Source organism: Aeromonas veronii (genome assembly GCF_040215105.1).
In the GTDB taxonomy this organism is placed as follows: Bacteria; Pseudomonadota; Gammaproteobacteria; order Enterobacterales; family Aeromonadaceae; genus Aeromonas; species Aeromonas veronii_G.
Genome location: NZ_CP157875.1, coordinates 2,451,870 through 2,473,890, shown reverse-complemented (window position 1 = coordinate 2,473,890; position 22,021 = coordinate 2,451,870). Strand labels below are relative to the sequence as shown.

The window sequence follows — 22,021 nt, the reverse complement described above, 5'->3', positions numbered from 1 at the left end:
ATGGCTACCGTTCATGACTGCCTAGGTTGGATGCACTATCCATCACCACGCCTTCCTTAGCCTTCGTTTCCCCATCAGCCAGTCTCAGTGATTGAGATAGATATCCTGACCACCGTAACCAAGGTTCGGGTGATGGGGGAGGCGTTGTGACTCGAAGAACCGAGTCAGCACGCCGGTACCTTGCCCCAGTCTCTTCAACTTGGCGCGATCCAGGGCGACCTGTTCGGGTAGCCAGGTCAGCACGGCGGCGCAGTGGCCGTTGCCGAGGCTCTGCTCCAGCATGCGCTGCCAGTTCTTGATCTTGGCACCGTGCACCACCAACACCCGGGCGGGATCGATCCCCTGCGCCTGCCACTGCTCGGCCACTGGCAGGCCAGGGGGGGCGATGAGCAGGATCCAGCCGCCATTATCCTGACTGAGCCGTCCCAGCTCGCTCAGCAGCGGCGTCTCGGGCTGTGCGGCCTGCTCTACCTTGGCCTGGTGGCGAGTGGGCCAGGGGGCCATCAGACCGGCAGGGGAGGATGGGATAGGGTGGCTCAGGGGCTGGCTCATATGTTTTCCTGTATGAATAACCATGCTGTATGCGTATACAGTAGTTGTAACGAGCGCCAGTGACAAGTCGTTTTCGGTCAAAAATGTGAGCCCACTAACAGGATGTTTTGTTATCTAATTGAATTTAAATGAAATTTACACTCAACCTAAGTTGGGTGTTTTTTGCGCTATGGACAAAGCGGGGGCAGGGGGTCATGGTTATACAGTATGTATGACAAGGAGGGATCGGGATGGATGTCAGCACCTTGCAACGACTGGACGCCAATATTCTGCTCGGGATCATCAACGAAAAGCTGCGGCTGGAGTGCGATGGTCTGGAGGAGCTGTTGGCCTACTACGACATGACGGAAGATCAGCTGGCCGCGCGTTTGCAGCAGATCGGCTATCACTACGACCCCATGAGCAACCAGTTCAAGGCTCATGGGTAATATGACGAGAAAAGGTGCTCCAACTGGGGCACCTTTCTTTTATTGTGGAAATGATCCTGTGAAGATTGAAATCGCTTTCACATCCATTCAGGAATGTCGTTATTTTCATGTATTTTCAAACGCTTTCAAGTATTGAAAACCTATTCATGAACATGCTCGTTTCGTTTTTATATAACCACATGATTTATTTGAATATTAACATTTAATCTAATCTTGATTTGGAAAGGGTTTTCAGGCTTGAACTGTCATTTCCATACGTTAAAGTGTGACTCGCGTTAACGTTTCATTCAGCGGTTTTGGCTAGTATGCTCATGCCGGAACATATTCAGATATAACAACAGTGCCGGTCCCGAGATGGGATAACATTTTTATTTGTAACGAAGGAAAATGGTGTATGGCTACCAAGAAGAAGACAGACCAGGATCTCCAACTGGATAAAGATCAGCTTAAAGCGAGCATCGTGCGTCACCTGCGTTCTACCTTGGGGACAAGCGAACAGAAAGCCTCGCCGGAAGCGTGGTGGAAAGCGACGGCCGCCGCCGTCAACGAGCAGGTATACGAGCGCCTGACCCGTACTCAGCAGACTCACTTCAAGAAAGATACTCGTGCGATTCACTATCTCTCTGCTGAATTCCTGATGGGGCGCCTGACTTCCAACAACCTGCACAACCTCTCCCTTTACAAGACCTGCGAAGAGGCCTTGGGGGAACTCGGTCTGGAACTGACCGATCTGTGCGAGCAAGAGCCTGACATGGCCCTTGGCAACGGCGGCCTTGGCCGTCTGGCCGCTTGCTTCATCGACTCTCTCGCCACCCTGAACTACCCGGCCGTGGGTTACGGCATTCACTACGAGCACGGCTTGTTCCGTCAGGAATTCCAGGATGGCCGCCAGATCGAGCGTCCGGACTCCTGGCGCGAATACGGCAACCCCTGGGAGATTTGCCGTCCCGAATCGGTGCAGGAGATCCCGCTCTATGGCTACGTGGAGACCGTATTTGGCGACAACGGCGGCCTGAAAAAGGTGTGGCACGCCGGTCGCAAGATCAAAGGGGTGCCCTGGGATATCCCGGTTGTCGGCTTTGGCGGTCACACCGTCAACATCCTGCGGCTGTGGGAGTCCCGTGCCTCCGAATTCTTCGACTGGGACGTGTTCAACGCCGGTGGTTATGTCGATTCCCAGGCGGAGAAGGCCCAGGCCGAGACCATCTCCAAGGTGCTCTACCCGAACGATGAGACGGATGCCGGCAAAGAGCTGCGTCTGATCCAGCAATATTTCTTCTGCGCCTGTTCCATCAAGGACATCATGCGCCGTTACAAGCGCGCCCATGGCAGCGACTTCAGCAACTTCGCCGCCCAGATCGCCATCCAGCTCAACGATACCCACCCGACCGTGGCCATTCCCGAGCTGATGCGCGTACTGGTGGATGAGGAAGGGCTGAGCTGGGAGGCCGCCTGGGCCATCAGCTACGGGGTCTTCTCCTACACCAACCACACCCTGCTGCCGGAAGCGCTGGAGAAGTGGAGCGTCAGCCTGTTCGAGAAGGTACTGCCTCGTCACCTCGAGATCATCTACGAGATCAACGCCCAGTTCCTGAACAAGCTGGTGGATCCCAAGTGGCCGGGCGACGATGCCATCAAGGCCAAGCTCTCCATCATCGAAGAGGGGACGGTGCGCAAGGTACGTATGGGCAACCTGTGTGTCATCGGCTCTTCCAAGGTCAACGGTGTGGCCGAAATCCACTCCAAGCTGGTGAAGGAGGATCTCTTCCCCGAGTTCGCCGCGCTGTGGCCAGAGAAGATGTGCAACGTCACCAACGGCGTGACCCCGCGCCGCTGGCTGCTGGCCTGCAACCCCGAACTCGCCGCCCTCTACAACGAGGTGGTGGGCAAGGAGTGGCCGCTGCAACTGGACAAGCTGCGCACCGTTACCCAGTTTGCCGACGACAAGGCATTCCAGCAGCAGTTCATGACCATCAAGCGCCACAACAAGGAGAAGCTGGTCAAGGTGATCAAGGACGAGACCGGCATAGAGGTGAGCGCGGAGGCGATCTTCGACGTGCAGATCAAGCGCCTGCACGAGTACAAGCGCCAACAGCTGAACCTCATCCACATCATGGCGCTCTATCGCCGTCTGCTGGCGAACCCCGACTACGACATGCACCCGCGGGTGTTCATCTTCGGCTCCAAAGCGGCCCCTGGCTACAAGCTGGCCAAGGACATCATCTATGCCATCAACAAGCTGGCTGAGCGGGTCAACAACGACGCTCGCATCCAGGGCAAGCTGAAAGTGGTGTTCATGCCGAACTACCGGGTGAGCCTGGCCGAGAAGATGATCCCGGCAGCGGACGTGTCCGAGCAGATCTCCACCGCTGGCTACGAAGCCTCGGGGACCGGCAACATGAAGATGGCACTGAACGGCGCCATCACCATCGGCACCCTGGACGGGGCCAACATCGAGATCGCCGAGGAAGCGGGTGCCGAAAACTGCGCCATCTTCGGGCTGAACGTGGACGAGGTAAAGGCGTTGAAGAGCCGGGGCTACAACCCCTATGACTTCTACTATGCCAACTCCGAGCTCAAGGCCGTGCTGGACTGGTTCGATACCGACTACTTCACGCCGGGTCGTCCGGGCGAGCTCTCCTCCATCAAGCGCTCCTTGCTGGAAGGGGGGGATCCTTACCTGACCCTGGCGGACTTCGCTTCCTACTCGGATGCCCACAAGCTCATCGATACCTGGTATCGGGATCCGGCGCTCTGGGCGAAGAAGGCCATCATCAACTCGGCCACCATGGGCAAGTTCAACTCCGACCGCTCCATCCAGGATTACGTGGACCGGATCTGGAATCTGAAAGCCTGCAACGTCGGCTAAGTGCGTTGACTCCCAAACCCCCGCATCGCGGGGGTTTTTTATTTCATGAAGAATGGATTTTACAGGGTGAGTTCACTGCCAGAGGTGCACATGGTGGATGATATTATGTGCGAAATGGTGGGAAGACAGCGGGATTTGTGGAGACAAGAAAGGCCCCGTCAGGGGCCTTGTCGAGGGGAAGGAGAGACGCCTTCTCAGTGCAGGATATCGCCGAAGCAATAGGCCAGCAGGGTCAGGATGACGGTGAACACCAGGTTCAGCACCAGACCGGCCCGCATCATCTCGCGCTGCTGGATATGACCGCTGGCGAAGACGATGGCGTTGGGCGGCGTGGCCACCGGCAGCATGAAGGCGCAGGAGGCGCCGACCGCGATGAGCACGGAGACGACGATGGGGGAGACCCCCAGCGCTTCGGCCACCCCGGCAAACAGCGGCACCAGCAGGGCGGCGGTGGCGGTGTTGGAGACCAGCTCGGTCAGGAACACCACGAAAGCCGCGAGGCAGAGCAGGATCACGAAGATCGGCATGGTGGACAGGCTGCTGGAGAGGTGCTCCGCCAGGAAGGCGTTGGCACCGGTCTGCTTCAAGATGGAACTCAGGGTCAGGCCGCCCCCGAACAGCAGCAGCACGCCCCAGTCGGTGTTCTGGTTGATGTCATCCCAGTTGGCCACCCGGCTGACGGCGATGGCGAGGATGGCCCCCATGGCGATCAGGGTATCGAACTGGGGAATGCCCCCCAGCGCCGAGGCGATGGGCTGGGAGCCAATCCACAGCAGCACCGTGGTCAGGAAGATGGCCAGGGTCGTCTTGCGCTGACCGGTCCACTCGATGGTGACTTTCTCGGTGCTGACCTGATGGGAGAGGTCGGGACGGGTGACCAGGTAGAGCAGGCCGATGCCCACCGGCATGAAGATGAGCACCACGGGAATGCCGAATTTCAGCCAGTCGGTGAAGCCAAGGCCCATCTGGGCTGCAGCGATGGCGTTGGGGGGGCTGCCCACCAGGGTGCCGATGCCGCCGATGCTGGCGCTGTAGGCGACGCCCAGCAGGACGAAGACCAGGGTACGGCGCTCCTTGTGGACGTCGAGCCCCTTGAGCATGCCAAGGGCGAGCGGCAGCATCATGGCGGCGGTGGCGGTGTTGCTGATCCACATGGAGAGGGCGGCCGTGATGGTGAACAGTACGATGGCTGCCCAGCCGAGGTGCCCCTTGGCCAGTTGCATCACCTTGGCGGCGATCTGGGTATCCAGCCCCTGTTTGGAGAGGGCCGCCGCCAGGGCGAAGCCGCCAAAGAAGAGGAAGAGCACGGGGTTGGCGAAGTCGGTGAGCGACTTGCTCATGTCAAACACCCCGAGCAGGGTGGCCAGCACCGGGATCGAGATGGCGGTGATGGTGATGTTCACCGCCTCGGTCAACCAGAGGATGGCGATGAAGATGAGGATGGCGAGCCCCTTGTTGACCATGGGATCAAAGGGGAGCCAGGCGAGCATGGCACAGAGCAAGAGGACGTCAGCGATGACGATCCCGGCCTTGACGTCGAGCCAGCGTGGGGGGGCAGAGGGTACGGCAGAGGTATGCATGATGTGTTCTCGGTTAATTTATGGTTGTTGTTGTGTTGCCGAGGTTACATTTGATCCCCTGTTTGAAACAGGGGTAAGTGAGCAAAGCATGTGGCGTCTCACAGAGTTAAAAAGAAATTAAACACCATGAAAACAAAAATTAAACATTGTGTTTTCATTTGTCCTGGGGAAGGGAGGAGAGCAGCCACTCCTTGAACAGACTCTTTGGCAGCGAGCCGCTGCGCTGGGCCAGGATCTGCCCGCGCTGGAACACCATCAGGGTGGGGATGCTGCGAATGCCGTAGCGACTGGCGATGGCACTCTCTTTCTCGGTATCGAGTTTGACGAAACGGATGCGCGGTGCGAGTTCTCGTGCCATCTCCTGAAACACCGGGGCAAACTGCAGGCAGGGGCCGCACCAGCTGGCCCAGAAATCCACCACGACCGGCAGGTCGGAGGCAATCAGGGTGTCGAACTGATCGCTGCGTCCCGTGACCGGGGCGAGACCAAACAGGGGCTCCCGGCAGCGACCGCACTTCGCGGTCAGGTCCACTTTCTCGCTGGGCAGGCGATTGCGGGTAAAGCACTGGCTACAATAGGTAGTGATAGATGACATAATTGCGTCCTTATTTCATTGCCTTGCAACAACTTTGTTGCATTGATCGCGCCGACTAACGGTAACATAGCAGCCAGTTATTTTTCACAGTTGGCGGTCCGGCCGTGACACCTCGTCACCGGATAGTTGACCATGACATGAGAATCGAGACGGGATGAAGAGTGTTGCACGCGTCAATCGTGTTGTCCTGAGCCTTATCATCGCATCTTTGCTGGGGTTTTCGGCCTATTGCTGGCAACTGCTCAGCCAGCAGCAGCGTGCCTCCGAGTTGAGCATGGCCGCCGAGCTGGTCCTCAACCGCATCAATACCGACACCGTCTATCTGCTGGGCCGCGAGAAGGCCAGCGATGGCAGTGTGCAGCAGCGGCTCAGCCTGCTATCCAGCGTGCTCGACAAATTTGTGACCCAGATACGTGAAGACCCGGATCTCGCCGACGATCCCAAGTCCCAGGCGCTGCAAAAGGACATCGACGGTTATCTGCTGGATCTCGCCAGGCTCTACACCATGGAGATGACCATCGAGTATCTGGAGCCACGTTTCCAGAGTCAGCTCGACGCCGTGCTGACGCAGCTCCCGAGCGAGACCCGGCTGCACCGGGATCTCACCGACCTGGCCAGGATCAGCCATTACCTCAGACGCAGCTGGGATACCCACGATCTGCGCCACCTGCAACAGCTGCAACAGCGCATCGGCGACGACTATGCCGACAATGGCAAGGTGACGGCCATCAATCAGCTCAGCCAGGATTTCAATCAGCAGGTGATGGAGTATCACCGCCTGCGCAACCAGATCATCGAGATGCGGGGCCTGGCCTCCTTGCCGGTCTGGAAACAGGACAAGCTGGATCTCGCCTCCTCCCTCAAGAGCCGCTTCTATCTGATGGTGCTGGGCGGGGCTCTGCTCTGCTTCTCACTGGTGGCGGTGACCCTGTGGCGACGCAACCAGAAGCTGAGCGAGCTGTCTCGCCACACCGGCTTGCTGGCTCAGGCCAAGAGCGATTTTCTGGCCAACATGAGCCATGAGATCCGCACCCCCATGAACGCCATCATCGGCTTCAGTGCCCTGGCGCTGCAGACGGACCTCAGCCAGCAGCAGCGGGACTACCTCAGCAAGATCAAATCCTCGTCCGATACCCTGCTGCTGCTCATCAACGACATTCTGGATCTCACCAAGGTGGAGTCCGGCAAGCTGACCCTGGAGGAGATCGATTTTGACTTGAGCGAGCAGCTTGACTCTCTGGCGGCCATGTTCGCGGATCTGGCGGAGCGCAAGCAGATCGAGGTCATCATCAACAAGTCCCCGGCGGTGCCGGACTTCCTGCGCGGGGATCCCCTGCGCCTGGGCCAGGTGCTGGTCAATCTGGTCAACAATGCCATCAAGTTCACCGAGCGGGGGGAGGTGGAGCTCTCCATTACCCTGGTCAACCAGCACCCCATGCGGGTCTGCTTCAGTGTGCGGGACACCGGCATCGGCATCGCGCCGGACAAGCAGACCCAGCTGTTCCAGCCCTTTACCCAGCTGGAGGCGGGCAACACCCGCAAATACGGCGGCTCCGGGCTCGGTCTCAACATCTCCCAGCGGCTGGTCGGGCTGATGGGGGGAGAAATTTCGGTGCAGAGCAAGCCCGGGGTGGGCTCCACCTTCGAGTTCGAGATCCCCATGTCCCAGGCGGTATACGGGGTATCCGGGCGGCGGGTCTTCTTCGAGCACCAGCCCCTCATCCTGATGATGGACGACAACGAGTTGGTACTGGAGCTGGCCAAGGACATCCTGGGCCGGGCCGGCGCCTGCGTGATGACGGTCAACAGCGTCTCTCGCGCCCGTCAGGTGCTGCGGGAAGAGGGGCAGAACATCCGCCTCGCCATTCTCGACTGGCGCATGGGTCAGGAGGATGGCCTGGATCTCGCCCTCGAGATGCATCAGCACAGCCAGTGGCAGCGTCTGCCGGTGCTGATGACCAGTGCCTGGGCCCGGGAAGGGCTGCACGGGCGCATGGAGAGCATGGGGCTGAGCCACTTCCTGGCCAAACCCATGACCGAAAACGCCCTGCTGGCCAAGGTGGACGAGATGCTCAACGGCAGCTCCCACGATCGCAACGTACGCCAGGCTGAGGTCCAGGGGGATCAGCAGCATTTCCGGGAACTGCTGCAGGGCACCCGGGTGCTGCTGGCCGAAGACAACCGGGTCAACCAGCAGCTCATCGTGGAGTACCTGCGCCGCATCGAGGCCGTGGTCACCGTGGTGGGCAACGGACGCGAGGCGGTGGAGCAGGTGGCGGAGCAGCCCTTCGATGTGATCCTGATGGACTTGCAGATGCCGGTGCTGGACGGGCTGGATGCCACCCGCCAGATCCGCAAGATGGTGGACAAGCACGACGTGCCCATCATCGCCCTCACCGCCAGCGCCATGCCGGGGGACAGGGAGCGTTGCCTCGGGGTCGGCATGAACGGCTATGTGACCAAACCGGTCAGCAAGCTGGATCTCTACAACAACCTGCTGCAGTGGGTGAAGGGGGCCAGCGCTCAGCGCCGGACCAGTCCCGAGGTCAAGCCACCGGCGCTGATGGGGGTGCTGGATCTGGACGATGCCCTGCGCCGGCTGGAGCAGGACAGGGAGGCACTGCAGATCCTGTTCAAGCTCTTCCTCTCCGAACACAAGGACGATCTCTGGGACATCCGCTCCGCCCTGCGTCGCCAGCAGCCCGAGGTGGCAAGCCGACTGCTGCATACCCTCAAGGGGGTCTCTGCCAACATCTCCGCCGCGCGTTTGCAATTGCTGGCCGGTGAGCTGGAGTGGCGGCTGCGGCTGCAGGGGGATCTGAGTGAAGAGGAGCTGGCTCAGTTGCAGCTTGTCTTCAGCCAGACCCGGGAGGAGGTTTCCCACTTCCTGCTGAGCGGGGATCAGCAGGAGCCAACCATGGGCCTGTTCGGCGGGCGGGACGAGCGGCTGTGACATCCAGGGGATAGCCATCGTTCTCAAGCTGGCCGCTTCAGGCTATGATGACCCGTTCACCTCGCCCCCGTTTCGGGGGCGATTGTCTTGAGCATCTCTTATGACCAAGCGGCCCTGGCGCCGCGAGCAAGGATCCTGATGTGAGCGTATTTCTGCGGCTGGGCTGGTTCTTCAAGGATCAGTGGCGGCGTTATCTCATCGCCATCACCCTGTTGATGATGGTGGCCCTGCTGACCGTGATCCCGCCCAAGGTGGTGGGCTGGGTGGTGGATGGCGTGACCAAGGGGGGGCTCGACAACGCCACCTTGATACAATATCTGGTTGGGCTCTTGGGGCTGGGGGTCGTTATCTACCTGCTGCGCTATGTCTGGCGCGTCATGCTGTTTGGTGCCTCCTACCGGCTCGCCTATGTGCTGCGCAACCGGCTCTTCACCCACTTCACCCGCATGAGCCCGGACTTCTACCAGCGCCACCGCACCGGCGATCTGATGGCCCATGCCACCAATGACATCCAGGCAGTCGAGATGACCGCGGGGGAAGGGGTGCTGACCCTGGTGGACTCCTTCATCGTCGGGATCCTGGTGCTCTCCATCATGTGCAGCCAGTACTCCTGGCAGCTGACCCTGCTCTCCCTCTTGCCCCTGCCGGTGATGGCATTTTTCATGAACCGTTTCGGGACCCAGATCTACAAGGAGTTCAAGGCGGCGCAGGGGGCCTTCTCGCGCCTCAACAACAAGACCCAGGAGGCTCTCTCCGGGGTGCGGGTGCTCAAGTCCTATGCGGTGGAATCCTTGGAAGACAAGGGATTCGCCGAGCTGACCCGCCAGGCGGGGGAGTGCAACATGGCGGTGGCCCGCATCGATGCCAAGTTCGATCCCGTCATCTACCTGTGCATCGGTTGTTCCTACTTTCTGGCGGTGGCTGGCGGCAGTGCCCTGGTCATGCAAGACAAGCTGACCCTGGGGGAGCTCACCAGTTTCACCATGTATCTGGGGCAGCTTATCTGGCCCATGTTTGCCATCGCCTGGCTGTTCAACATCATAGAGCGCGGCAGCGCCGCCTATTCACGCATCGAGACCCTGCTGGCGGAGCGCAGCGATATCGAAGATCCCGCCGAGCCCCAGCCGCTCGCGCACCCTTTCCCGCTGGTCATGCAAGGGGTGGATTACCGTCTCGAGTCCCGTACCCTGCTGGCGGGAATCGATGTCTCCATCGCCGCTGGCGGCATGCTCGGCATCGTCGGGCGCACCGGGGCGGGCAAGAGTTCCCTGCTCAAGCTGCTGATGCGCCTGGCCAACCCCAGCGGCGGCCGGATCACCATGGGCGGTGTGAGCATCGACAGCCTGGCCCTTGGGGAGCTGCGCAGCCAGTTCGCCTATGTGCCCCAGGAGCCGTTTTTGTTCTCCACCACCATTGCCGCCAACATCGCCCTCGGCCGGCCGGATGCCCGTCGGGAGGAGGTCGAGCGGGTGGCGCGCATCGCCTGCGTGCACGACGACATCATTCGTTTCCCCCAGGGCTATGAGACCGAGGTGGGGGAGAAGGGGGTGACCCTCTCCGGCGGCCAGAAACAACGGCTCGCCATCGCCCGCGCCCTGCTGCTGGCGGCCCCCATCCTGGTGCTGGACGATGCCCTCTCGGCGGTGGACGCCCACACCGAGCAGCAGATCCTGCAAGCACTGAAGGCCCACCGACGCACCCTCATCCTGGTCAGCCACCGCATGACGGCGGTGGAGCAGGCGGACGAGATCCTGGTGCTGGAGCAGGGCCGGATCAGCGAGCGGGGCCATCACGGTGCCCTGATGGCCCACAACGGCTGGTACGCGGACATGGTGCGCTATCAGCGCCTGGAGCAGGACGTGGAGGAAAATCTGTGAACCCGACCATCAAGCGACTGCTGGCGTATTGTGCCCGCTACCCCCGCTGGCTGATTCAGGCGGGCATCTGCCTGCTGCTCGCCACCGGTGCCGAAGTGGCGGGGCCGCTGCTCATCAAGCTGTTCATCGACGACTACCTGGCCCCGCGCCAGCTGGTGTGGCCCGAGGTCGCCGCGCTGGCGGCGGGTTACCTCGGCCTGCAATTCCTGTCGGCGGTCGGTTTCTACCTGCAATCCCTGCGCTTCAACCGTATCGCCCAGGCGGTGGTGCAGCGCCTGCGCGAGCAGGTGTTTGCCACCGCCATCCGCCTGCCGGCCCGTTACTTTGACAAGCACCGCTCGGGCTCCCTCATCTCTCGCATCACCAACGACACCGAGGCCATCATGAACCTCTATGTGCAGGTGATCGGGCTCCTGGTGCAAAAAGTGGTGCTCTTGTGCGGCATCCTCATCTCCATGGCCCTGCTGGATCTGCGGCTGATGCTGGTGTGTGCCACCCTGCTGCCCCTGGTGGGGGCCGTGATGTGGCTCTACCAGAAATTGAGCGTGCCCGTGGTGCGGGCCACCCGCAGCCTGCTCTCCGACATCAACAGTCGGCTCAACGAATCCCTGCAGGGGATGCCGGTGATCCAAGCCATGGTGCAGGAGCGCCATTTCGCCAGGGCTTTTGCCGAGGTGAATCAGCAGCACTGGCATGCCCGCCTCAAGAGTTTGAAAATCAACGGCATCCTGCTGCGCCCCCTGATCGATCTCTTCTACATGATGGTGTTGATAGGGCTGCTGGCCCTGTTCGCCCACGAGGGATTGAGCAGCGGCGGCGCCATCCAGGTGGGGGTACTCTACGCCTTCATCAGTTACCTCGGGCGGATGATCGAGCCTCTCATCGAGATGACCAACCAGCTCAACCAGTTGCAGCAGGCCATGGTGGCGGGGGAGCGGGTATTCGCCCTGCTGGACGAGTCCCGGGAGAGCACGGACGGTGAAGAGGCGTCGCTCGAGGGGCGGGTGAGCTTCGAGCAGGTGAGCTTCTCCTATGACGGCCAGCAACCCGTGCTGCGGGAGGTGAGCTTTTGTACCCGTCCCGGCCAGATGCTGGCGCTGGTGGGCCATACCGGCAGCGGCAAGTCTACCGTCATCAGCCTGCTGATGGGCTTTTACCCCATCGGCAGCGGCACCATCCGCTTTGACGATCATGCGCTCGAGGCGCTGTCGCTCGCGGCAGTGCGCCGCAGCATCGGGCTGGTACAGCAGGATCCCTTCATCTTCGTCGGGACCTTGGCAGAGAACCTGCGCCTCGGCCGTGACGGCATCGACGAGGAGACGCTCTGGCGGGCGCTGGACGAGGTGCAGTTGAAGGATTTTGTGCAGAGTCTGCCGGATGGGCTCGCAACAATGCTGGAGGAGGGGGGCAAGAACCTCTCCGCCGGTCAGCGTCAGCTGCTTTCGTTTGCCCGGGCGCTGGTGGGGGATCCGCGCATCCTCATCCTGGACGAAGCCACCGCCAGCGTGGACTCCCAGACCGAGCTCGCGCTTTCCCAGGCGCTGTCGGCGGCGCGCCGTGGCCGCACCACCATTGCCATTGCTCACCGACTTTCCACCATCGTCGATGCAGACGAGATCCTGCTGCTGTCCCGCGGTCAGGTGAACGAGCGGGGCACCCACGGCGAGCTGATGGCCGAGGGGGGCCACTACGCCCAGCTGTTCGAGATGCAGAGCCAGGGGGCCTGGCTCGAGGAGAAGCGAGCCTGAGTGGGGTAATCGATAAAGCTGCAGATAAAAAAACAGCCGGCAGATGCCGGCTGTTTTTATTTGGTTCACCCGTCAGACCGTGGCCTTGCTGCGGGCCAGCAACTTGGGCTGCAGCGGCGGGAAGTCGTCGTTGAAGAAGGTGTCGGCCTCTTCAATCTGTGCTTTGCGCTGCTTCTGGATGAAGCTGTCAAAGTCGCGCTTGATCTCGGGATCTTTCAGCGCCTCGTAGTCGAACACATTGGCCGCATAGAGGTAGTTGAAGTGGATGTCCACGAACTCGCTGCTGGCGCAGGCGGAGGTGAACTTGCTGTTCTGACGGTCGAAGTTGACGCGGTACTGCTTGATCTTGGGCACATAGACCAGCTCGCTGCCGACCTTGAACACCTCCACCGTGATGCCCACCGTGATGGTCTTGTAGTAGTCCTTGTTGTTCTCCACCCCGAAGCGGATGGCATCCCCCTGTTTTTGCAGGAATTTGTTGAAGCTTGCCAGGGCCGTGGTGCCCTGGCTCACCACCACGTCCATGATGAAGTTGATGAAGTCGGTGGCGATGCTGATCCCCTTGATGTGACGGCTGTAGCTCTGCTGATCGATCTTGCTCGGCCCCATCAACGGGATCTTGGAGAGCGCCCTGGCCCAGAGATCCGCATCCGTCTTGTACTGATCCCCGTAGGCTTCGGCGTAGCGATTGATGTAGGCGGTGACCACCGAGGTGATGGCGATGAGGTAGGCCTTCTGCTCGGCGAGCTTGGCCATGACGGCGGGATCATCCAGCAGCTCGTTGGCCACGATGAACTCCACCAGGCCGTCTTTGTCGGCATAGGGGTCGTTCGCCACGGCCCTGGCGAGGGGCAGGTTGGCATCGTTGAAGAAGGACTCGGCCTCGTCGAACTGATCCCGGCTGTTGAGGCGATTGGCGGCGGCCTCGCGTACCAGCTGGCAGAGCAGCAGCTCGGCCTCATAGTCACTGACGCGCAGCAGCGGCAGTGCCTCCTGGTTGCTGCCAAAGGTCTTCTTGTAGGCGAGGTTGAAGTCAATCAGCACCGAATTGCAGCCGCAATCCATGGCGAAGTCGACGTGGTAGCTCAAGGGACCCGAGGGCAGTGGTTTGCTCATCTTGCCCTTGACCGCCAGGTTGGCGTAGCACTTGAGGTACTCCCTGCCAAACAGCTCATAGGCGCGGTTGTTGTTGAAATCGAGCTGGAAGGTGCCGGCGCTCTCGCCGCCGTTGAACAGCAGTTGATTGTTACCCATCTCTCTCTTCCTTGTGTTGTGCGAAAAGGTGCTGTGCGAAAAGGTCGCCCGTGGCCGATGGCCAGTGACGGGCCTGCACAGCCTAGTGAGGGATGGGGCATCTGGTTACTGTGACTTATTCCAGTGGCGCGGCGGGGAGGCTGGGCTAGCGCGCGTGGGGAGGGGATTAGTCGTTGGTTTTCATTTGGCTAGGGCTGTCATCTCCCTGACACAGCGGTGCCGACCCATGGAAAAAACCGCGGGACAGGGGGCGAAATGGCGTCTGTTTCGGTCAGCATGACCTCTTTGATCATTTGCCAAATCAATAGTGATCGCTTTTACATTTGATTTATCACTGGGAAGAGGGTGCCAGAAGGTCTGCTTGAGGGCGTTTCAGCATGTTCAACGGCCCCAAAAGGCGAGCCCCGGCGCAATGCCGGGGCTCGGTGTGGGCCAATCCTGTTGTGGACGGCGCCTTGTGACCTCAGGCCACACCAGGGACGGGCCCGTCGGTACGGGTGAGAGAGGGGTTATCCCTCAGTCAGCTGGGGGGCCTGCCAGTCTCCTCCCAGGGCCTTGTGCAGCAGCACCACGTTGGTGGCGGTGCCGAGGCGCGCCACCACTTCGGCATCTTTCAGGCTGTTCTGCTGGCGCTCGGCGTCCAGTACCTGCAGGTGATCGACCAGGCCTGCACGGTAGAGGCTCTTGGCCTTGCCGAGGGCCAGCTCGGCCTGCTGGCTCGCCAGGTGCAGGTGATCCCGATACTGCTGACTGTTGCCGTAGGCGATGAGGGCGGTCTCCACCTCGTTGAAGGCGGCATTGACCGTGTGCTGATAGGTGAGCGCCGCCTCCTCGAGACCCGCCTCCTGCGCCTTGACCCTGGCCTCGCCCCGGCCGCCGTCGAACAGATCCCAGGAGAAACCGGCCCCCAGCGCCCAGGCGGTGGAGCCCGATTTGAACAGGTCGTCGACATCCCCGGCCACCAGTCCCGGGCTGCCGGTCAGGAACACCTTGGGGTAGCGGGCGGCGATGGCGGCCCCCAGCTCCTGGTTCTTGGCGGCGATGGCCCGCTCGGCGCTCGCCACATCGGGTCTGCGGGTCAGCAGGCTGGACGGCAGACCGGTCGGGATCAGCGCCTCCATGGCGGGCAGCGGGCGAGGGGTGAAGCGGGCCTGGGTCCGGGCGACGGGCTCTCCGAGCAGCAATGCCATCCGGTTCAGGTGCACGTTCCTGGCCGTGTCGAGGAGCGGCAGGCTGGCCTGGGTAGTGGCGAGGGCCGCGCGGGCGTTGGCCAGGTCGAGATCCGAGCCATAGCCGTTGCGATGCAGGGACTCGACCATGGCCAGGGTCTCCTGCTGGGATCGTACGGTATCGGCGGCGATCAGGCTGCGTGCCTCGGCGCCGCGATACTGCAGGTAGTTGTTGATCACGTCAGCGGTCATGGCGGTGATCAAGCCCTTGCGCATGATGCCCGCCTGCTCGGTGCGGATGGCGGCGGCCTGGCTCAGGCTGTCGATGCGACCGAACAGATCCAGCTCCCAGCTCGCGTTGGCGCCGATGAAGACGGCGGTGGGATCCCGCTCCATCAGTTGCACCGAGCCGCCGCCGAGGGCGCCCGGCAGGGGCAGCGGGCTCACCGCCGGCCCCGTCAGATCGCCGTTTTCACTGAGGCGTGAATCGGTGTAGCCGCCCCCCAGACTCAACGTGGGCACCTTGAAGGAGGCGATGGCCTCCTGATAGGCCTGGGCCTGCTGGATACGCTGGCTTGCTATCTTGAGGGTGATGTTCTGGCGCTGGGCGGCCAGCACCAAGGCATCGAGCTCGGGGTCGTTGAACTGGTGCCACCAGGCGAGGGGGCTCTCCCCACCGACCTGGGTGCCCGGGGTGGCCTGGTTCAGATAGACCTGGCTGACCGGGTGGGTCGGGGTCTGGTAATCGGGGGCCAGACTGCAGCCCCCCAGCATCAGCAGGGCGATGAGGGCACTGAGGCGGCACTTATTCATGGGAGTGATCCTTGTCTGTGGCCTGCGGCGCGCAGCCTTGGGCGCGGTGTTCACGGGCGAAGAAGAGCATGTAGAAGGCGGGCATGGCGAACAGCGAGAGCACGGTCGCCGCCATCAGGCCGCCGATGATGGTGGCCGCCATCTGATCGAACAGGCGATCGGTGAGCAGCGGCACCATGCCGAGCACCGTGGTCAGCGCCGCCATGGAGATGGCCATGGTGCGATTGATGGTCGCCTCCTTGACCGCATCGATCAGCAGGCGGCCGTTGCGCCGCTCCAGCTCAATCTGATCGAGCAGGACGATACCGTTTTTGATGATCATGCCGGTGAGGCAGATCATGCCGACGATGGCCATGAAGCCGAACGGTTTGTCCATCAGCAGCAGGCTCCAGATAATGCCGATGGAGGCCAGTGGCAGGGTGATGAAGATGATGAGCGGCTGACGATAGGCGTTGAACAGGGCCATCAGGATGATGAACATCATCACCACCGCCTTGGGAGTTTGCAGCATGAGATCATCGACGGCACGCTTCTCGTCGTAGTACTCGCCGCCCCAATGCATCGTGTAGCCTGCCGGCAGTACCATGGCCTCCAGCTCGGGCGCCAGTTGCTGGCGCACCACGGAGGCGGTGAGCTCCCCGTCCACCCCGGCCTGGACCGTGATGGCCGGTAGCCGGTTGCGGCGCCAGATCATGCTCTCTTCCCCGCCGATCTCGATGTCGTCGAGCACCTGGCCGAGCGGCACGCTGTGCAGGCCGAGGGCGGAGCGTACCGGCAAGTCCGCCATGGCTTCCAGGGTGCTGTTGGCGCTGCGCAGCTTGATGGGAATGAGGTCATCCTGCTGGCGCAGGGTGCCAATCTGCAGCCCTTCGGTCGCGGTGTGAACGGCCATGGCGATGTCGGTATTGCTGACCCCGGCCTTGCGGGCCGCCGCCTGGTTGATGACGGGGGTGACCACCTTGCTCTGCTGGCGCCAGTCGTCGCGCACGTACTTGGTGTGTGGGTTGGCACGAATGATGGCCTGGGCCTGCTCGGAGAGATTGTGCAGCACGGCGGGATCCGGCCCCTCGAAGCGGGCTTCGATGCTGAACTTGTCCTTGGTGGCGAGCTTGAGATCACGGAAGCGCGGCTCGGCATAGGGGAAGTGGGTGGCGAGCCAGGCATCACCCCTGGCCACCAGGGCGGGGATGTCGTCAAAGCGGTGGGTGTTGATCAGGATCTGGCCGTAGCTCTGATCCAGGGGCTCGGGCTCGACGGTGACAGAGAAGCGCGGCGCACTCTCACCCACGTAGCTGGAGATGCTCTTCACCTCGGGCTGGGCCAGCAGCCACTGCTCAATCTCCTTCATGTCCGCCGAGGTGCTCTCGATGCGACCCCCGTTGGGCAGCCAGTAGTCGAGGAAGACGATGCTGCGATCCGAGCTCGGCATGAAGTTCACGTTGAGCAGCGGCGCAGCGAGGCCGGTCAGCAGCAGCAGCGGCAAGACGGTCAGCATGGCCTTCTTGGGGTTGTCCACGGTCCAGTGTACGGCGCGGCGATAGAGACGGGCCGCCTTGCCTTCCGGCTTGCCGCTCTCATCTTCGCTCGGTGCCTTGATGAAGGCCCAGCACATCAGGGGAGTGATCAGCATGGCCACGACCCAGGAGAGCAGCAGGGAGCTGACCAGCACCTGGACGATGGAGATGGAGAACTCCGCCGAGTCGGTCTGGGAGAGCAGTACCGGCGTGGCTCCGAGGCAGGCGACCACGGTCGCGCCGAGCAGGGGGACGGCCATCTCCTTGATGGAGTCGATGACGGCGTCATCCCGGTTGATCCCTCTGGCCAGCTTGGCGATGAAGAGGTCGACGATGACGATGGCGTTATCCACCAGCATGCCGAGGGCCAGGATGAAGGCACCGAGCGAAACCCGTTGCAGATCGACCCCGGTGAGGTTCATGTAGATCAGGGTGAACAGAATGTTCAGCAGCAGGCTTGCACCGACGATGGCGGCGCTTTGCCAGCCCATGAAGATCATCAGCACCGCCACCACGATGGCGATACTCTCGAGCAGGTTGAGCACGAAGTTGTTGATGGACTTGGTCACCTCTTCGGGTTGGAAGGCGATGATGCCCACTCCGGTGCCGAGGGGTTGCTCGGACTCGAACTGCTGAAGCACGGCAGTCAGTTCATCACCGATGCTGACCACGTTGATGCCGGTCTCGGGGCTCACGGCGAGGGTAATGGCCTGCTGGCCGTTGAAACGACTCTCGGTCTGGGCCGGAGTCTGGTAATCGAGGTAGACGTCGGCGACGTCTCCCAGACGCAGGGTGCCGCGCTTGTTACCGACGAGGCCGGTGGTGAGCATCAGATTGCGGACATCCTCGACGTTCTGGTAGGCGCCGGTCTGGGCCACCCGCAGGTTTTCGCGTCCCATGTCGTACTCACCGGCACTGACCGGCATGTTCTGGCTGTTGAGCTGGGCGATGAGCTCCGCCATGGAGATGTGGCTGCGGGCGAGACGTTCGCTCGACACATCGATGTTGACCACCTGCTCGCGGATGCCGTGCAGCTGCACCTTCTTGACCCCTTTGACCGCCTTGAGACGGCGCTGCAGTTCGCGGGCCTGATCCTTGAGCTGATGCATGGGAATGTCGTCCCCGTAGACGGCGAACAACATGCCGTACACTTCCGAGAACTCGTCCTGCACTATGCTGATCTGCGCCTGGGGCGGGAGGGCGAGCTTGACGTCCTGCACCTTGCGGCGCAGCAGATCCCACTGCTGTGGCAGCACATCAGAACTGTATTTCTCCTGCAAATCGACGAATATCATGGAGCTGCCGGGGCGGGAGAGGGATCTCAGCTTCCACAGCGACCCCATCTCCTGCAATTTGGTCTCGATGGGATCGGTGACCAGACGCTCCACCTCCTGGGCAGTGGCGCCGGGGTAGAGGGTGACGATGACGGCACTCTTCACCGTGAAGGTGGGATCTTCGAGCTTGCCGAGATCGAAATAGGAGTAGATCCCGACCAGGGTGCAGAGGATGGAGAAGAAGACCACGAAGGTCTTTTGTCGCAAGGCAAAGGTGGAGAGGGTCATGATTGGGCACCCACCTGCTTGATGAGCGTAACGGACTGGCGTTCTTTCAGCAGGGCGCTGCCGGCGGTGACCACCCGATCGCCTGCGGTGAGCGCGCCTTTGACGCAGAGCTCGTCATGGTGCTGGCTGACGATCTCGACCAGCACGCCGATGGCCTGACCAGCCCGCACCGTCATGACCCGGTTCTGCTTGCCCTGGCTAGTGACGGCGCTGACCGGCAGGCAGTGGATCTGGTCACTGCCCGGCAGGGGTAGCGCTATGCTGACCGACTTGCCCGGGACCAGCTCGGGGGAGTGGTCCAGCAGGCGGAAGGTCACCTCATGGGTACGCTTCAAGGGGTCGGGCAGGCTCGCCACCTCGCGGCTGACGGCCCTGACGGGCACATCCTGTCGATACCAGGTGACGCTCGCCGCCATGTCGTTCTTCAACTGGCCAATCTGCTGTTCCGGCACGTCGACCACGGCTTCGAGGACGCTTGGCTGATGCAGGGAGAAGACGGGCACGCCGGGGGCCGTCTGCTCATGTTCGTCGATGAAGCGCTGGCCTATCACGCCGTCGAAGGGGGCGCGCAGCTCGCTATAGCCCAGGGCATCTTCGGCCTTGGCGAGGGATTGTTGCAGCGTCTGTACCCGTGCCCTGGCCTGGGCGCTAGCGCTGATGGCCCTGTCCAGGTTGATTTTGGCCATGGCATTTTCACCCACCGCCTGGCGAGTGCGGGTCAGCTCGACCTCGGCCAGCCGGCTCGCGGCTTTGGCTTCCTTGAGCATGGCGGCGGTTTCATCCCGCTGAACCCGAAAATCGTGGGGATCCAGCCTCGCGATCACCGCTCCCTTGCTCACCTTGTCCCCCTCTTTCACCAGGATGGCATCCAGGGTGCCGGGCACCCGGAAGGCGAGGTTGGCCCGCTGGTGGGAGCGAATTTCGCCGCTAAAGCGCAGGGTCTGCTGGGCAGAGCCCTCGCTCAGGGTGATGGCGTTGACCGGGCGCGGCGTTTCGGCCTGGGGTGGGGTGGCTTCACTGTTGCAGCCGCTTAGCAGAGTGCCGAGGACGATGACAGAGAGGGATGAAAGGGGGAAATACCGGTGTTTCATAGGTAAAAGTCCAATGATTCAGAGACTAAAGGGCTATTTTATCCTGTGATATATGTTCGATAATCAGCCTTTGACTGCCAACACTGTCTCGATTTGTGAGACAATTGGAGAAGGCCTCAGGCTTGCCATGGTGGCGAGGCCAGGCGGGAAAACGGGGAGGTAAGGGGTGAGGATCGACGATCTCAAGTTGTTTCTGTCGGTGGTGGAGCTGGGGGGCTTTACCAGCGCGGCCGATGCACTGAACATTCCGCGCTCCAACGTGAGCCGCCGGATCAAGGATCTGGAGACCGAGCTCAATGCCAAGCTGCTCACCCGCACGACCCGACGGTTGACCATGACCCCGGTGGGGCTGGAGTACTACAACAACCTGCAACACATCATCAGCCAGCTGGATCAGACTCACGAACAGATCCGTACCCAGAGCCATCAGCCGGTGGGCAACATCAAGATTGGGCTGCTCAATGACTCTGACATCTTCATCCACGACATCATCAAGTGCTTTCTGGCGCGATATCCGAAGATCAACATTGAGCTGCACCTGAGCAGCGTCGGCTACCGAGACATCCTGAACTACGGGCTGGACGCCAGCATCCACATCGGCGATGTGATCGATAACAGCTTTGTCGCCCGCACCATCATGCCCTTCACTCGCAAGCTCTACGCCAGTCGGGAGTATGTGGCGCGCCACGGCAGGCCCGCCTCCCTTGCGGATCTGCACCATCACAACGTGCTGGTGACGCGCCTGCCGGATGGCCAGCTGGACAATAAGCTTACCTTCAATCACGGGGAGATCCTGATCAACAGCCGGATGATCTCCAACAGCTCCTACTACATCCGCCATGCGGTGTCCGAGGGGGACGGCATCGCCGTGCTGCCCGAGCTCACCATGCGTGCCCAGGTGGAGAGCGGCGCCATCATCGATCTGCTGCCCGAGTATGAGACGACCCTGGACAACATCTGGCTGGTCTACCCGAGCCGCAAGGGACTCTCTTACGCGGCGCGCCTGTTCATCGACTATGTGCTGGAGGAGGTGGCGCTGCTGCTCAAGGAGAACGGGGGGATCCTGGGGCGTTCAGGGAACGGCTAATCGGCGCTTGCCTCTGAGGGGGGATGCTGGCAACATTTCATTCACACTCACTCATCGGATCAGTTTGCAATGGACCTGCAACGCCTCAAAGCCAACCTCGCCCTGCGTCTCTTCGCCTGGCGCTACATTCCCGTCATCGGTTTTTGCGCCCCCGTCATAGAGCGGATGGACGCAAAAGCCCTGCGCATCCGCATTCCACTGGGTTGGCGTACCCGCAATCACCTGGGCAGCATGTATTTTGGCGCCCTGGCGACCGGTGCCGATCTGGTCGGTGGTCTGCTGGTGATGGAGAAGGGGCGGCAGCGGCGCAAGAAGGTGCATTTCGCTTTCAAGGATGTGCAGGGGGAGTTTTTGAAGCGGCCGGAGGCGGACGTGCGCTTCGATTGCGAGGCCGGGGAGGCCATCGATGTCATGATCGACGAATCCCTCGCGACCGGACAACGCATCAACCGCCCCATCCAGGTGGTGGCCACCTGTCCGTCATTGAACGGCGATGAGGCGATGGCGCGTTTCGTGCTGACCCTGTCGATCAAGGCCAGCTGAGTCACAGACTCACATTCTGAAGAGGGCTCGACCCATGGCTGGGCTCTCCTGCCATCAGACCCGATGGCGGTGGTACTCACTCGATCTCGGGGCTGATCCCTTCTTTCACCACCACCTTCATGCCGTTGAAGTTGACCACCTGGCCAGCCACTATCTTGCAACGCTTGCGGGTCTCGACCTGGCCATTCACCTCGACCAGACCGTCGGCGACCAGCGCCTTGGCCGCGCCACCGCAATCGGCCCACCCCTGATGCTTGATGAGATCGCACAGGGCGACGAAGGGGTGACCCTCGAGCAGAAACGTTTCCATGATGAATCCTCTTGCTGACGATGAGTGCCGAAAACGGCAGGGCGGCTATTTTAGGCAGTTAGGGGCAACAGGAAAA

15 protein-coding genes are annotated in these 22,021 nt (G+C 61.5%); 7 read left to right on the top strand and 8 right to left on the bottom strand.

All coding sequences use genetic code 11. The features are described 5' to 3' along the window. Positions 1 to 84: 84 nt before the first annotated feature. Positions 85 to 552: a cell division inhibitor gene (locus tag ABNP46_RS11505; protein ID WP_349917894.1), complete on the bottom strand. Its 468-nt coding sequence runs from the start codon at positions 550 to 552 to the stop codon at positions 85 to 87. Positions 553 to 782: 230 nt separating this feature from the next. On the opposite strand from ABNP46_RS11505, the gene ABNP46_RS11500 reads away from it, so the two are divergent. Both ABNP46_RS11500 and ABNP46_RS11495 read left to right on the top strand, forming a co-directional pair. Continuing rightward, a complete protein-coding gene (locus tag ABNP46_RS11500; RefSeq protein ID WP_349917892.1) occupies positions 783 to 980 on the top strand; it encodes a DUF4250 domain-containing protein in 198 nt (65 codons plus the stop codon). A gap of 394 nt (positions 981 to 1,374) precedes the next feature. Continuing rightward, entirely contained in the window at positions 1,375 to 3,849 is a 2,475-nt protein-coding gene (locus ABNP46_RS11495) for a glycogen/starch/alpha-glucan phosphorylase (RefSeq protein WP_349917889.1), read from the top strand. Positions 3,850 to 4,043: 194 nt separating this feature from the next. Here the strand turns inward: ABNP46_RS11495 and ABNP46_RS11490 are convergent, their stop codons facing one another. Then, entirely contained in the window at positions 4,044 to 5,429 is a 1,386-nt protein-coding gene (locus ABNP46_RS11490) for an SLC13 family permease (RefSeq protein ID WP_349917887.1), read from the bottom strand. 154 nt (positions 5,430 to 5,583) lie between these two features. Continuing rightward, on the bottom strand, positions 5,584 to 6,024 hold the full coding sequence (gene trxC, locus ABNP46_RS11485) for a thioredoxin TrxC (RefSeq protein ID WP_349917886.1): 441 nt from the start codon (positions 6,022 to 6,024) through the stop codon (positions 5,584 to 5,586). A gap of 154 nt (positions 6,025 to 6,178) precedes the next feature. Between trxC and ABNP46_RS11480 the strand changes: the two genes are divergently transcribed. From ABNP46_RS11480 to ABNP46_RS11470, 3 genes are all read left to right on the top strand, one after another. Continuing rightward, positions 6,179 to 8,977: a hybrid sensor histidine kinase/response regulator gene (locus tag ABNP46_RS11480; protein ID WP_349917883.1), complete on the top strand. Its 2,799-nt coding sequence runs from the start codon at positions 6,179 to 6,181 to the stop codon at positions 8,975 to 8,977. A 140-nt stretch (positions 8,978 to 9,117) separates the two neighbouring features. Beyond that, on the top strand, positions 9,118 to 10,854 hold the full coding sequence (locus ABNP46_RS11475; RefSeq protein WP_349917881.1) for an ABC transporter transmembrane domain-containing protein: 1,737 nt from the start codon (positions 9,118 to 9,120) through the stop codon (positions 10,852 to 10,854). Beyond that, the gene (locus ABNP46_RS11470; protein WP_349917880.1) at positions 10,851 to 12,602 is read left to right on the top strand and encodes an ABC transporter transmembrane domain-containing protein; all 1,752 of its coding nucleotides are present in this window, start codon (positions 10,851 to 10,853) and stop codon (positions 12,600 to 12,602) included. The genes ABNP46_RS11475 and ABNP46_RS11470 overlap by 4 nt, the downstream gene beginning before the upstream one ends. A 72-nt stretch (positions 12,603 to 12,674) precedes the next feature. On the opposite strand, the gene ABNP46_RS11465 is transcribed toward ABNP46_RS11470, so the two are convergent. From ABNP46_RS11465 to ABNP46_RS11450, 4 genes are all read right to left on the bottom strand, one after another. Then, a complete protein-coding gene (locus tag ABNP46_RS11465; protein ID WP_349917877.1) occupies positions 12,675 to 13,856 on the bottom strand; it encodes a hypothetical protein in 1,182 nt (393 codons plus the stop codon). 509 nt (positions 13,857 to 14,365) lie between these two features. Then, positions 14,366 to 15,838, bottom strand: coding sequence for an efflux transporter outer membrane subunit (locus ABNP46_RS11460; protein WP_349917874.1), 1,473 nt, complete (start codon positions 15,836 to 15,838; stop codon positions 14,366 to 14,368). Next, entirely contained in the window at positions 15,831 to 18,914 is a 3,084-nt protein-coding gene (locus ABNP46_RS11455) for an efflux RND transporter permease subunit (RefSeq protein WP_349917871.1), read from the bottom strand. Before ABNP46_RS11455 ends, ABNP46_RS11460 begins: the two co-directional genes overlap by 8 nt. Further along, positions 18,911 to 20,005 (bottom strand): efflux RND transporter periplasmic adaptor subunit, encoded by a 1,095-nt coding sequence (locus ABNP46_RS11450; RefSeq protein ID WP_349917868.1) that lies wholly within the window; start codon positions 20,003 to 20,005, stop codon positions 18,911 to 18,913. Before ABNP46_RS11450 ends, ABNP46_RS11455 begins: the two co-directional genes overlap by 4 nt. Before the next feature lie 166 nt (positions 20,006 to 20,171). Between ABNP46_RS11450 and ABNP46_RS11445 the strand changes: the two genes are divergently transcribed. Next, positions 20,172 to 21,092 carry a LysR family transcriptional regulator gene (locus ABNP46_RS11445; protein WP_349917865.1) on the top strand — a complete coding sequence of 307 codons (921 nt, stop codon included), beginning with the start codon at positions 20,172 to 20,174 and terminating at the stop codon, positions 21,090 to 21,092. A gap of 69 nt (positions 21,093 to 21,161) precedes the next feature. Then, positions 21,162 to 21,635: a DUF4442 domain-containing protein gene (locus tag ABNP46_RS11440; protein ID WP_349917862.1), complete on the top strand. Its 474-nt coding sequence runs from the start codon at positions 21,162 to 21,164 to the stop codon at positions 21,633 to 21,635. A gap of 76 nt (positions 21,636 to 21,711) precedes the next feature. Here ABNP46_RS11440 and ybcJ read toward each other — a convergent pair whose 3' ends face one another. Further along, positions 21,712 to 21,945, bottom strand: a complete 234-nt coding sequence (gene ybcJ / locus ABNP46_RS11435; protein WP_100860961.1) for a ribosome-associated protein YbcJ — start codon at positions 21,943 to 21,945, stop codon at positions 21,712 to 21,714. Between the last annotated feature and the right edge of the window lie 76 nt (positions 21,946 to 22,021).

Excerpts from the sequence above, each read along its gene's own strand:
- ABNP46_RS11440 (WP_349917862.1), top strand. The coding sequence starts at position 21,162 with ATGGACCTGCAACGCCTCAAAGCCAACCTCGCCCTGCGTCTCTTCGCC.
- ABNP46_RS11455 (WP_349917871.1), bottom strand. The coding sequence starts at position 18,914 with ATGACCCTCTCCACCTTTGCCTTGCGACAAAAGACCTTCGTGGTCTTC.
- trxC (WP_349917886.1), bottom strand. The coding sequence starts at position 6,024 with ATGTCATCTATCACTACCTATTGTAGCCAGTGCTTTACCCGCAATCGC.
- ABNP46_RS11465 (WP_349917877.1), bottom strand. The coding sequence starts at position 13,856 with ATGGGTAACAATCAACTGCTGTTCAACGGCGGCGAGAGCGCCGGCACC.
- ABNP46_RS11490 (WP_349917887.1), bottom strand. The coding sequence starts at position 5,429 with ATGCATACCTCTGCCGTACCCTCTGCCCCCCCACGCTGGCTCGACGTC.
- ABNP46_RS11505 (WP_349917894.1), bottom strand. The coding sequence starts at position 552 with ATGAGCCAGCCCCTGAGCCACCCTATCCCATCCTCCCCTGCCGGTCTG.
- ybcJ (WP_100860961.1), bottom strand. The coding sequence starts at position 21,945 with ATGGAAACGTTTCTGCTCGAGGGTCACCCCTTCGTCGCCCTGTGCGAT.
- ABNP46_RS11460 (WP_349917874.1), bottom strand. The coding sequence starts at position 15,838 with ATGAATAAGTGCCGCCTCAGTGCCCTCATCGCCCTGCTGATGCTGGGG.
- ABNP46_RS11480 (WP_349917883.1), top strand. The coding sequence starts at position 6,179 with ATGAAGAGTGTTGCACGCGTCAATCGTGTTGTCCTGAGCCTTATCATC.
- ABNP46_RS11500 (WP_349917892.1), top strand. The coding sequence starts at position 783 with ATGGATGTCAGCACCTTGCAACGACTGGACGCCAATATTCTGCTCGGG.
- ABNP46_RS11450 (WP_349917868.1), bottom strand. The coding sequence starts at position 20,005 with ATGAAACACCGGTATTTCCCCCTTTCATCCCTCTCTGTCATCGTCCTC.
- ABNP46_RS11495 (WP_349917889.1), top strand. The coding sequence starts at position 1,375 with ATGGCTACCAAGAAGAAGACAGACCAGGATCTCCAACTGGATAAAGAT.